The sequence below is a fragment of the Streptomyces sp. AHA2 genome, assembly GCF_036857595.1.
Taxonomy (GTDB): domain Bacteria; phylum Actinomycetota; class Actinomycetes; order Streptomycetales; family Streptomycetaceae; genus Streptomyces.
On the sequence record NZ_JAUQWJ010000030.1, the window covers coordinates 1 to 12,314 of the forward strand.

A 12,314-nucleotide genomic window follows, 5' to 3' on the forward strand; every position below is an offset into this window, starting at 1 on the left:
CACCGCTGCCACACCGCACTCGGCGGCCAGCCACCGATCAGCCGCGTGAACAACCCTGCGGGTCAATACACCTAGGCCCGCGACCGGTGCGCCACGTACGCCAGGGTGCCGAGGACCAGCCGGGCCTCGGGCGGGCGGGAGGCCGAGTCCAAGGCGGGGGAGCGGAGCCAGCGGACCGGGCCGAGGCCGCCGCGGTCGGACGGCGGGGCCGTGATGTGCGTGCCCGGGCCCAGGCCGCGCAGATCGAGGGCGGCCGGGTCGTCCCAGCCCATGCGGTAGAGCAGACCGGACAGGTCCGCCGCGGCACCGGGTGCGACGAGGAAGTGGGCGCGGCCGTCGGGCGTGGCCGCCACCGGCCCGACGGGCAGGCCCATGCGCTCCAGCCGGGCCAGCGCACGGCAGCCGGCGGGTTCTGCCACCTCGATGACGTCGAACGCCCGGCCCACCGGCAGCATCACCGACGCACCGGGGAACTCGCCCCAGACCTCGCTCACGTCGTCCAGCGTCGCCCCGGCCGGCAGGACGGGGGCGAAGTCCAGGGGGTGGGCGCCGGGAGCGGGGCAGTCGCGGCGGCCGCAGGAGCAGGCGCCCGCCGACGCCCGGGCGCCGGGCACCACGTCCCAGCCCCACAGGCCCGTGTACTCGGCGACGGCCGTGCCGTCCGAGGTGCGGCTGCGGCGGCGCGAGCCGGTCCAACTGTCGCGCATGCCCCGGCTGATGCCGATCGTGAAGCCCATGCCCCCTCCAACGGGTGCGACGCAACGGTGGTTACGCAGCGGACGCGACGTGTGACTCTCTGTCTCCGGCTTCCCGGTGCCGTCCGTCTCACTCGGCGCCCGAAAGCGTCCGGGGTGGTGTGTCTGGCGACGCGCGCCCTCGAATGCGTCGCTGCACCCACTCCTGGTCGTGCTGTGTCAAGTGAATCGTGCGGAGCTGTACGGGAGTTCATTCGATGGGGTGGCGAATGGTGGCGTTTCCGCGTGAGCCGTGGCTGGGCGGGTGATCGTAGGATTACTTTGTGTGCACGAGCCCTGAGGGCACATGCACTCGTGGGTATGCCGGAGGCAAGTCGTCATTCCGTTCGAGGGGTGACAAGGGCCGGACGGAGGGCCGTAGGAACCGGCATGCTGTTAGGGCTTGGCGCACTCGGCGACAAGTGGTCCAGGGAGTGGGGGCGTTCCAGTGAGCGGCAACGGCGGAAGCGGGACGAACGCTGCGAGCGCGACGCACACTGAGAAGCGCCCGAACGAGCTGCTCACCTCCTGGTTCGTGCGCAGCGGCTGGTCCAAGGGCGAGCTGGCCCGCCAGGTCAACCGGCGTGCACGGCAGTTGGGCGCCAACCACATCTCCACGGACACCTCGCGCGTGCGCCGCTGGCTCGACGGCGAGAACCCCCGCGAGCCCATCCCCAAGATCCTGTCCGAGCTGTTCTCGGAGCGCTTCGGCGTCGTCGTCTCCGTCGAGGACCTGGGGCTGCGCACCGCGCGCCAGTCACCCTCCGCGACCGGCGTCGACCTGCCGTGGACGGGCCCGCAGACCGTGGCGCAGCTCAGCGAGTTCTCGCGCAGCGACCTGATGCTGGCGCGGCGCGGCTTCCTCGGGAGCTCGCTGGCCCTGTCCGCGGGCCCGGCCCTCATCGAGCCCATGCAGCGCTGGCTCGTCCCCTCGCCCGCGGCCCCGCGCTCCGGGCCCGACCCCGCGCCGGGACCCGGGCGCGCCCGCGGCCGGCTCTCCAAGCCCGAGCTGGACCTGCTGGAGTCCACGACGGTGATGTTCCGCCAGTGGGACGCCCAGTGCGGCGGCGGACTGCGCCGCAAGGCGGTGGTCGGCCAGCTGCACGAGGTGACCGACCTGCTGCAGGAGCCGCAACCGGAGGACACCACCCGGCGGTTGTTCAAGGTCGCGGCCGAACTCGCCGAGCTGGCCGGGTGGATGTCGTACGACATCGGTCTCCAGCCGACCGCGCAGAAGTACTTCGTGCTCGCCCTGCACGCCGCCAAGGAGGCCGGCGACCGGCCCCTCGGGTCGTACGTGCTGTCCAGCATGAGCCGGCAGATGATCCACCTCGGGCGGCCCGACGACGCGCTGGAGCTGATCCACCTCGCGCAGTACGGCAGCCGCGACTGCGCCAGCCCGCGCACCCAGTCGATGCTGTATGCGATGGAGGCCCGCGCGTACGCCAACATGGGGCAGCCCGGCAAGTGCAAGCGGGCCGTCCGCATGGCCGAGGACACCTTCGCCGACGCCGACGAGTGGGACGAGCCGGACCCCGACTGGATCCGCTTCTTCTCCGAGGCCGAGCTGTACGGCGAAAACTCCCACTCCTACCGCGATCTCGCCTACGTCGCCGGCCGCAGCCCCGCCTACGCCTCGCTGGCCGAACCCCTGATGAAGCGGGCCGTGGAGCTGTTCGCCGAGGACGGCGAGCACCAGCGGTCCTACGCGCTGAACCTGATCGGCATGGCCACGGTGCACCTGCTCCGGCGCGAGCCCGAGCAGAGCACGGTCTTCGCCTCCGAGGCGATGCAGGTCGCCAAGAAGGTGCGCTCCGAGCGGGTCAACACCCGGATCCGCAAGACGGTCGACACGGCCGCACGCGACTTCGGCGACCTCGGAGAAGTCGTCGACCTCACCGAGCGGCTCGCCGCCGAACTGCCCGAGACCGCCGAAGCGGTCTGACCGGCCCCACGACCTCCAGACCCCGGCCGCGGCCGGCCCTCCCGAACTGCCCGACTCGGCTCCCCCATGCCAGGTCATCGGAAGGCCGGCCGCGGCCGGCCCGTGTCACCCGGGGCCGTGCGGACCGCAGGATGCGCCCTTCACCCGGGACCGTGCGGACCGCAGGATGCGCCCCGGCGGCGAACGGCGCATCCGGGGTCCGGCAGTTCACCGACGCGTAACACGCCACGCGCCTTCGTCACGGCGGCGAAACAACGAGGGGCCCCCACCGAAACCGCGCTGCGCCAATCTCGTGGCGCATAACCGGCCCACCCCTCAATCCGCTCGAGGCTTCGCCCGCACGGGGCCGTACCAAGACGAGGAGACGCCGATGGCACCAGCCATCACCCTTGCCGCAGAAGCGCCCAAGCTGTCTGCCGCGAACACAGGGTTCATGCTCATCTGTTCCGCCCTGGTGATGCTCATGACCCCGGGCCTGGCCTTCTTCTACGGAGGCATGGTCCGCGTCAAGAGCACCCTGAACATGCTGATGATGAGCTTCATCAGCCTCGGGATCGTCACCGTCCTGTGGGTGCTGTACGGCTTCTCGATGGCGTTCGGCACCGACTCCGGCAGCCTCGTCGGCTGGAACTCCGACTGGGTGGGCCTGGGGAACATCGGCCTGACCGAGCTGTGGGACGGCTACACCATCCCGGTGTTCGTGTTCCTGGTCTTCCAGCTGATGTTCGCGATCATCACCCCGGCCCTGATCAGCGGCGCCCTCGCGGACCGGGTGAAGTTCAGCGCCTGGGCGCTGTTCATCGCCCTGTGGGCCACGGTCGTCTACTTCCCGGTCGCGCACTGGGTCTGGGGCGCCGGCGGATGGGCCTTCGAGCTGGGCGTCATCGACTTCGCGGGCGGTACGGCCGTGCACATCAACGCCGGTGCCGCCGCGCTCGGCGTGATCCTGGTCATCGGCAAGCGCGTCGGCTTCAAGAAGGACCCGATGCGCCCGCACAGCCTGCCGCTGGTCATGCTCGGCGCCGGTCTGCTGTGGTTCGGCTGGTTCGGCTTCAACGCCGGCTCCTGGCTCGGCAACGACGACGGCGTGGGCGCGCTGATGTTCGTCAACACCCAGGTCGCCACCGCCGCCGCCGTCCTCGGCTGGCTCGCCTACGAGAAGATCCGCCACGGCGCCTTCACCACGCTGGGCGCCGCCTCCGGCGCGGTGGCGGGCCTGGTCGCCATCACCCCGGCGGGCGGCGCGATCTCCCCGCTCGGTGCGATCGCCGTCGGTGTCATCGCCGGCGTCCTGTGCGCCATGGCCGTCGGGCTGAAGTACAGGTTCGGCTACGACGACTCCCTCGACGTCGTCGGCGTCCACCTGGTCGGTGGCATCCTCGGCTCCCTGCTCATCGGGTTCTTCGCCACCGGCAAGGGCCAGTCCGACGTCGCGGGCCTGTTCTACGGGGGCGGCCTGGACCAGTTCTGGAAGCAGTGCGCCGGTGTCTTCGGTGTCCTCGCCTACTCCCTGGTCGTCTCCGCGGTCCTGGCCTTCCTCCTCGACAAGACCATGGGCATGCGGGTCTCCGAGGACGACGAGGTCGCCGGCATCGACCAGGCCGAGCACGCCGAGACCGCATACGACTTCAGCGGCGCCGGGGGCGGCGCCGCCAAGACGGCCGTCACGGCCCCCGTCGCCGCAGCCGCGAGCAAGAAGGTGGACGCATGAAGCTCATCACCGCAGTGGTCAAGCCGCACCGGCTCGACGAGATCAAGGAGGCCCTGCAGGCCTTCGGCGTACACGGCCTGACGGTCACCGAGGCCAGCGGCTACGGCCGCCAGCGGGGCCACACCGAGGTCTACCGGGGCGCCGAGTACACCGTCGACCTCGTCCCCAAGATCCGCATCGAGGTCCTGGTGGAGGACGAGGACGCCGAGCAGCTCATCGAGGTCGTGGTCAAGGCCGCCCGTACCGGCAAGATCGGTGACGGCAAGGTCTGGTCCCTCCCGGTCGACACGGCCGTACGGGTGCGGACCGGCGAGCGCGGTCCCGACGCGCTCTGACGGCCTTCCAGGCAGACACACGAACAGGAGTCGCCGGGTGACGGGTACGGACGTGCGGAAAGAAGCAGAGGACTCGGGACCCGGCGGCTACGCGGCGGCCCGGCTGCGCCTCCTCACCGAGGAGACGCGGTCCGGGCCGCCGCGCCGTACCGCCCTGGCCGAGCTGACGGACCGCTGGCTGGCGGACCTGTTCACCGCGGGAGCCCAGGGGCTGCGCGGCGCCTCCCTGATCGCCGTCGGCGGCTACGGACGCGGCGAACTGTCCCCGCGCAGCGACCTCGACCTGCTCCTGCTGCACGACGGCGGCGACACCGGGGCGGTCGCCGCCCTCGCCGACCGGCTCTGGTACCCCGTCTGGGACCTGGGCCTCGACCTCGACCACTCCGTGCGCACCCCAGCCGAGGCCCGCAGGACCGCCGGCGAGGACCTCAAGGTGCAGCTCGGCCTGCTGGACGCCCGGCACATCGCCGGTGACCTCGGCCTCACCGCGTCGCTGCGCACCGCCGTCCTCGCCGACTGGCGCAACCAGGCCCCCAAGCGCCTGCCCGAACTCCAGGAACTGTGCGCCGAGCGCGCCGAGCGGCAGGGCGAGCTGCAGTACCTGCTGGAACCCGACCTGAAGGAGGCCCGCGGCGGGCTGCGCGACGCCACCGCGCTGCGGGCCGTCGCCGCCTCCTGGCTCGCCGACGCCCCGCGCGAGGGCCTCGCCGACGCCCGCCGCCGTCTCCTGGACGTCCGGGACGCCCTGCACCTCGTCACCGGGCGCGCCACCGACCGGCTCGCCCTCCAGGAGCAGGACCAGGTGGCCGCCGGACTCGGCCTGCTCGACGCCGACACCCTCCTGCGCCAGGTCTACGAGGCGGCCCGGCTCGTCTCGTACGCGAGCGACGTCACCTGGCGCGAGGTGGGGCGCGTGCTGCGCTCGCGTGCCGTGCGGCCGCGGCTTCGCGCCATGCTCGGTGGGGGCAAGCCCACCGCCGAGCGCTCGCCGCTGGCCGAGGGCGTGGTCGAGCAGGACGGCGAGGTGGTGCTGGCCCGGGCCGCGCGCCCCGAGCGCGACCCCGTCCTGCCGCTGCGCGCCGCGGCCGCCGCCGCCCAGGCCGGACTCCCGCTGTCGCTGCACGCCGTACGGCGCCTCGCGGCCACCGTGCGTCCGCTGCCCACGCCCTGGCCCGCCGAGGCACGCGAGCAGCTCGTCACCCTGCTCGGCTCCGGCCGCCCGACCGTCGAGGTCTGGGAGGCGCTGGAGGCGGAAGGGCTGATCACCCGGCTGCTGCCGGACTGGGAGCGGGTGCGCTGCCGCCCGCAGCGCAACGCCGTGCACCTGTGGACCGTCGACCGGCACCTCATCGAGACGGCCGTGCGGGCCTCCGAGTTCACCCGCCGGGTCGGCCGGCCCGACCTGCTGCTGGTCGCCGCGCTGCTGCACGACATCGGCAAGGGCTGGCCCGGTGACCACTCGGTGGCCGGCGAGACCATCGCCAGGGACGTCACCGCCCGCATCGGCTTCGACCACCACGACGTGACGACCGTCGCCACCCTCGTCCGTCACCACCTGCTCCTCGTCGACACGGCCACCCGGCGCGACCTGGACGATCCGGCCACCGTGCGCGCGGTCGCCGCCGCCGTCGGCTCCCAGGGCACCCTGGAGCTGCTGCACGCGCTCACCGAGGCCGACGCCCTCGCGACCGGTCCGGCCGCCTGGTCGTCCTGGCGCGGCTCCCTCGTCGCCGACCTGGTCGCACGCGTCTCGGCGGTCCTCTCCGGAGACGCCCCGGCCGACCCCGAGGAGGCCGCGCCGACCGCCGAGCAGGAACGCCTCGCACTGGAGGCGGCCGCCACCGGCAGCCCCGTGCTGGCCCTGCGCGCCCAGACCGAGCAGCCCGCCGGGCAGGAACCCTCCGGCGACCCCGAGCCGCTCGGCGTCGAACTGCTCATCGCCGTCCCCGACCAGCCCGGGGTGCTGCCCGCGGTGGCCGGCGTCCTCGCCGTGCACCGGCTGACCGTACGCACCGCCGAGCTGCGCTCCCTGGCCCTGCCGGACGGCGTCGACGGCTCGGTGCTGCTGCTGGACTGGCGGGTGGCCGCCGAGTACGGCTCGCTGCCGCAGGCCGCCCGGCTGCGCGCGGACCTGGTCCGGGCCCTGGACGGCTCGTTGGACATCGCCGCCCGGCTGGCCGAACGGGACGCCGCCTACCCCCGCCGCCGGGGCGTGGTCGCGCCGCCGCCGAGGGTGTCGGTCCACCCTGCCGCCTCCCGGCTGGCCACCGTCATCGAGGTCCGTTCCCAGGACGCCCCCGGGCTGCTGTTCCGCATCGGACGCGCCCTGGAGGACGCGGGCGTCCGAGTGCGCAGCGCGCACGTGTCCACCCTGGGCGCCAACGCCGTCGACGCCTTCTACGTCACCGGCCCGCAGGGCGCTCCCCTGCCCGGGGACGAGGCGGTCGCGGTGGCGCGGAAGCTGGAGGAGACACTGCAGGGGTGAGGGCGACCCGGCGACTTGTCACGCCGGGATACCCTGGAGGGCGATTCCCCAGTCCGTCTCCGACCCCGAGGACCGCGAGCGCCGTGTTCGATACTCTTTCCGATCGCCTCTCAGCGACCTTCAAGAACCTGCGCGGCAAGGGACGGCTCTCCGAGGCGGACATCGACGCCACGGCGCGCGAGATCCGCATCGCGCTGCTCGAGGCGGACGTGGCGCTTCCGGTCGTCCGGACGTTCATCAAGAACGTCAAGGAGCGCGCCCTCGGCGCCGAGGTGTCCCGGGCGCTGAACCCGGCCCAGCAGGTCCTCAAGATCGTCAACGAGGAACTGGTCACGATCCTCGGCGGCGAGACCCGGCGGCTGCGCTTCGCCAAGCAGCCGCCCACCGTGATCATGCTGGCGGGTCTGCAGGGTGCCGGTAAGACCACCCTGGCGGGCAAGCTCGGCCGCTGGCTGAAGGAGCAGGGCCACTCGCCGCTGCTCGTCGCCTGTGACCTGCAGCGCCCCAACGCCGTCAACCAGCTCAGCGTCGTCGCCGAGCGCGCCGGCGTCGCGGTCTACGCGCCCGAGCCGGGCAACGGCGTCGGTGACCCGGTCAAGGTCGCCAGGGACTCCATCGACTTCGCCAAGTCCAAGGTCCACGACATCGTGATCGTGGACACCGCCGGCCGGCTCGGCATCGACCAGGAGATGATGCAGCAGGCCGCGGACATCCGCGACGCCGTCTCCCCGGACGAGATCCTGTTCGTCGTCGACGCCATGATCGGCCAGGACGCGGTCAACACCGCCGAGGCCTTCCGCGACGGCGTCGGCTTCGACGGCGTGGTGCTCTCCAAGCTCGACGGCGACGCCCGCGGTGGTGCCGCCCTGTCGATCCGGCAGATCACCGGCAAGCCGATCATGTTCGCCTCCAACGGCGAGAAGCTCGACGACTTCGACGCCTTCCACCCGGACCGGATGGCCTCCCGCATCCTCGACATGGGTGACCTGCTCACCCTGATCGAGCAGGCGGAGAAGACGTTCAGCCAGGAAGAGGCCGAGAAGATGGCCTCCAAGCTGGCGTCGAAGAAGGGCCAGGACTTCACCCTGGACGACTTCCTGGCCCAGATGGAGCAGGTCCGCAAGATGGGCTCCATCTCCAAGCTGCTCGGCATGCTGCCCGGCATGGGCCAGATGAAGGAGCAGATCCAGAACCTCGACGAGCGGGACGTCGACCGCACCGCGGCCATCATCAAGTCGATGACCCCGGGCGAGCGCCAGGACCCGACGATCATCAACGGCTCGCGCCGCGCCCGTATCGCCCGGGGTTCCGGTGTCGAGGTCAGCGCGGTGAAGAACCTGGTGGAGCGGTTCTTCGAGGCCCGCAAGATGATGTCCCGCATGGCCCAGGGCGGCATGCCGGGCATGCCCGGGATGCCGGGCATGGGCGGCGGTCCCGGCCGGGCGAAGAAGAAGCAGAAGCAGGCCAAGGGCAAGCAGCGCTCCGGCAACCCGATGAAGCGCAAGCAGCAGGAGCAGGAGGCCGCCGCCCGCCGCGCGGCCGCGGCCGAGGGCGGCGGCGCGTTCGGCCTGCCCCAGCAGGGCGGCAAGGACTTCGAACTGCCCGACGAGTTCAAGAAGTTCATGGGCTGACCGCACGTCCCGTCACGACGCGGAGGGCGTCCCTTCATCCGAAGGGACGCCCTCTCGGCTGTCCGGCCGGGCGCGCGTCAGGGTGTCCGGGCGATCAGGTAGCGGAACACGTTCGGCATCCATACCGTGCCGTCCTGCCGTTGGTGCGGATGCAGCGCCTCGGACAGCTCCTTGTCCACCTGCACCTGGTCCGTCGCCGTCATCGCCGCGTCGAACAGGCCCGTCGACTTCAGCCCGCGCACCGCGCTGTCCACGTCGGCGTAGCCGAAGGGGCAGGCCACCCGCCCCGAGCCGTCCGGCTTCAGCCCGGCCCGCCGGGCGACGTCCTCCAGGTCGTCGCGCGAGGCCGGACGCCAGCTGCCCGGGGTGCGGTCCGGCTCCGCCAGCTTCGTGGCCACCCGCATCACCGACGCCGTGGCGCAGCGCTCCGGCGGGCCCCAGCCGGCCAGCACCACGGCCGCGCCCCGCTCGGCGAGCGGCGCCGCCTCCGTCAGCTGCCCGCTCAGTCCTTCCGAGTCGCCCGCGAGGCACCCGATCGGCTCGAACGCCGTCACCAGCGTGTAGCCCGCGACGCCGGGCCGCTCGGCGTCCCGGGCCGACCCGTCGACCAGCCGCGTGCCGGTACGCGCACGCGTGCCCGACGCCTCGGGGAGCAGCCGCTCCCGGGCGAGGGCCATTCTTTCGGGGGATGCGTCGACACCGGTGACCGCCGCTCCCCGGGCGGCGGCCATCAGCAGGGCGAGTCCGGAACCGCAGCCGAGGCCGAGCAGCCGCGTGGCGGGACCCACGTCCAGTCGCTCGTAGACGGCCTCGTAGAGCGGCACCAGCATCCGCTCCTGGATCTCGGACCAGTCACGCGCGCGTGCACTCCGGTCCACGCGGGGTGCGGCCCCCGCGTGAGGCAGGTGCTGCCGCACGAGCGTAGGTGTCATAAGTAAGCGCCCCAATCCGCAGAGAGTTTCCTCTTGCCCGAATCCTTGGCCCCCGTGACAGTGCGCTCGCACTACCCCCGTATGCCAGGAAACTCCCCCCTCGACCCGTCGTCCAGTGGAATGCGGCAGGGCTTGTGAGATGTCATGTGCCTATGGCGAGATTTCACATTCCGGCAACCCGGACCCGTACCATCGCGCCATGGCCAAGGCACCCGTTCTCACGCCCCAGGCGCTCGACTTCCCGCGCTGGTACCAGGACTTGATCACCAAGGCGGAGCTCGCCGACAACGGGCCGGTGCGCGGCACCATGGTCATCCGACCGTACGGCTACGGACTGTGGGAGCGGATGCAGGCGGAGATGGACGCCCGCATCAAGGCGACGGGCACCCAGAACGCCTACTTCCCCCTGCTGATCCCGCAGTCCTACCTCACCAGGGAGGCCGACCACGTCGAGGGCTTCGCGCCCGAACTCGCGGTCGTCACGCACGGCGGCGGCAAGGAGATCGAGGAGCCCGCGGTGGTCCGCCCCACCTCCGAGACGATCATCAACGACTACTTCTCCAAGTGGGTGCAGAGCTACCGGGATCTGCCGCTGCTCATCAACCAGTGGGCGAACGTGGTGCGCTGGGAGCTGCGCCCCCGGCTGTTCCTGCGGACCAGCGAGTTCCTCTGGCAGGAGGGCCACACCGCGCACGCCACGTACGAGGAGGCGCGCGACTTCGCCGCGCACATCCACCGCCGGGTCTACGAGGACTTCATGGTGAACGTCCTCGCGATGGACGTGGTCCCCGGCCGCAAGACCGCCAAGGAGCGGTTCGCGGGCGCCGTCAACACCCTCACGCTGGAAGGGATGATGGGCGACGGCAAGGCCCTGCAGATGGCGACCAGCCACGAACTGGGCCAGAACTTCGCGAAGGCCTTCGACACGCGGTACCTGTCCAGGGAGGGCAGGCAGGAACTGGTCTGGCAGACCTCCTGGGGCTCCACCACCCGCATGATCGGCGCCCTGGTGATGATGCACGGCGACGACGACGGACTGCGCGTCCCGCCGCGGCTGGCGCAGATCCAGGCCGTCGTGCTCGCGATCAAGGGCGATGAACCGGTTCTGGCCAAGGTCCGCGAGCTCGGCGACCGGCTGGGGGCGGCCGGCGTCCGCGTCCGGGTCGACGACCGCACCGACATCCCCTTCGGCCGCCGGGCGGTCGACTGGGAGCTGAAGGGCGTGCCGGTGCGCATCGAGATCGGGCCGCGCGACCTGGAGAACGGCACCGCGATGCTGGCCCGCCGCATCCCCGGGAGTACCTCCCGGGCCTCCGGCACCGGGGGAGGCAAGGAGCCGGTGCCCCTGGACGCCCTGCCGGAGCTGCTGCCGGGGATCCTCGAGGAGGACCAGGCGCTGCTGCTCAGGCAGTCCCGCGAGCGCCGCGAGGCCCGCACCGCCGAGGTCTCCACGATCGAGGAGGCCGTCGAGGCCGCCACGGCCGGCGGCTGGGCCCGCATCCCGTGGTCGGTCCTCGGCGAGGAGGGCGAGGCCAAGCTGGCCGATCACGCGGTGACCGTACGGTGTCTGGTCGCCGAGGACGGGTCGGTGCCGGACGACGGGGACGCGCCCGGTAACGTCGCGGTCGTCGCACGCGCCTACTGAGGCACGCACGCGCTTTCCCGGCCTGGTGCAAGGCGGCCGGAACGCCTCTTGCGCCCCGGCGGACTCCCGCCGCACCGGCGTGCGCAGATGCCCTACGCGCCGGGGCGTAGCGGGACATACGCACCAGCTTGTGGTGAGCTGCGAGGCTTCTCCGCAGATCAGCGCACCCGCCCTCGTCGGGACGCATCAGAGGCAACTGACGGGTACGTGCAAAATATTTGGGATGCCCCGGAATCGGAACACCAGGGCACCCCGGCTCGTTGTCATTACGTGAGCACGACACAGACACCACCTGTTCTCGCCGCAGAGCTGGCACAGGCGTGGGCCGACATTCAGCGGTACCACCCCGAGCTGCCCGACCTTGCCGCGCCGGAGTCCCTGATCGGGGAGTCGTCGTCCGCGTGCGGTCACGAGCTCTCCTTCGAGCGACTGCTCCATGAGGCAGTCCATGGCATCGCCGCAGCCCGCGGTGTGCGCGACACCTCCCGTGCGGGCCGCTACCACAACCGCAGATTCCTCGCGATCGCCGAGGAGATGGGCCTGGACCACCCCGAGGAACCGCATCCCAGCAGCGGTTTCTCGCTGGTCACGCTCACCCCCGAGGCCAAGCGCCGCTACCGCCCGACCATGGAGCGCCTCCAGCGCGCCCTGAAGGCGCACACGGCGGCCACCTCCTCCGACACCTCCCGCACCTTCCGGGGCCCGGCCGCCCGACACGGCTCCTCCGGCGGCGGCGTCCGCGTCAAGGCGGTCTGCGACTGCGGCCGCAACGTCCGGGTCGTCCCCTCGGTCCTCGCCCAGGCGCCCATCGTCTGCGGCGGCTGCGGCAAGCCGTTCCGCATCCCCGACGTCGTGGGAGCGGTGGCCGGCTGACGTCTCCCACCGGCATCTCGTGG

The 12,314-nt window shown here is 72.1% G+C and carries 9 protein-coding genes; 7 read left to right on the forward strand and 2 right to left on the reverse strand.

Going from position 1 to position 12,314, the window contains the following annotated elements; translation table 11 throughout:
• Positions 1-71: 71 nt before the first annotated feature.
• Complete coding sequence (locus tag Q5694_RS32815; protein WP_333937166.1) at positions 72-737, reverse strand: bifunctional DNA primase/polymerase; 666 nt, start codon at positions 735-737, stop codon at positions 72-74.
• 445 nt (positions 738-1,182) lie between these two features.
• On the opposite strand from Q5694_RS32815, the gene nsdA reads away from it, so the two are divergent.
• The 5 genes from nsdA (at position 1,183) to ffh (ending at position 8,841) form a co-directional block, all read left to right on the forward strand.
• Positions 1,183-2,679: a transcriptional repressor NsdA gene (nsdA, locus tag Q5694_RS32820; protein ID WP_333937167.1), complete on the forward strand. Its 1,497-nt coding sequence runs from the start codon at positions 1,183-1,185 to the stop codon at positions 2,677-2,679.
• 370 nt (positions 2,680-3,049) lie between these two features.
• Positions 3,050-4,390 carry an ammonium transporter gene (locus tag Q5694_RS32825; protein ID WP_333937168.1) on the forward strand — a complete coding sequence of 447 codons (1,341 nt, stop codon included), beginning with the start codon at positions 3,050-3,052 and terminating at the stop codon, positions 4,388-4,390.
• Positions 4,387-4,725, forward strand: a complete 339-nt coding sequence (locus Q5694_RS32830; protein ID WP_333937169.1) for a P-II family nitrogen regulator — start codon at positions 4,387-4,389, stop codon at positions 4,723-4,725. The genes Q5694_RS32825 and Q5694_RS32830 overlap by 4 nt, the downstream gene beginning before the upstream one ends.
• 37 nt (positions 4,726-4,762) lie before the next feature.
• The gene (locus Q5694_RS32835; protein ID WP_333937170.1) at positions 4,763-7,210 is read left to right on the forward strand and encodes a [protein-PII] uridylyltransferase; all 2,448 of its coding nucleotides are present in this window, start codon (positions 4,763-4,765) and stop codon (positions 7,208-7,210) included.
• A gap of 83 nt (positions 7,211-7,293) precedes the next feature.
• Positions 7,294-8,841, forward strand: a complete 1,548-nt coding sequence (gene ffh / locus Q5694_RS32840) for a signal recognition particle protein (RefSeq protein ID WP_333937171.1) — start codon at positions 7,294-7,296, stop codon at positions 8,839-8,841.
• Positions 8,842-8,918: 77 nt separating this feature from the next.
• On the opposite strand, the gene Q5694_RS32845 is transcribed toward ffh, so the two are convergent.
• The gene (locus Q5694_RS32845; protein ID WP_333937172.1) at positions 8,919-9,773 is read right to left on the reverse strand and encodes a methyltransferase domain-containing protein; all 855 of its coding nucleotides are present in this window, start codon (positions 9,771-9,773) and stop codon (positions 8,919-8,921) included.
• A 199-nt stretch (positions 9,774-9,972) separates the two neighbouring features.
• Between Q5694_RS32845 and proS the strand changes: the two genes are divergently transcribed.
• On the forward strand, positions 9,973-11,418 hold the full coding sequence (gene proS / locus Q5694_RS32850; RefSeq protein WP_333937173.1) for a proline--tRNA ligase: 1,446 nt from the start codon (positions 9,973-9,975) through the stop codon (positions 11,416-11,418).
• Positions 11,419-11,688: 270 nt separating this feature from the next.
• The gene (locus tag Q5694_RS32855) at positions 11,689-12,291 is read left to right on the forward strand and encodes a hypothetical protein (protein ID WP_333937174.1); all 603 of its coding nucleotides are present in this window, start codon (positions 11,689-11,691) and stop codon (positions 12,289-12,291) included.
• Positions 12,292-12,314 lie beyond the last annotated feature (23 nt).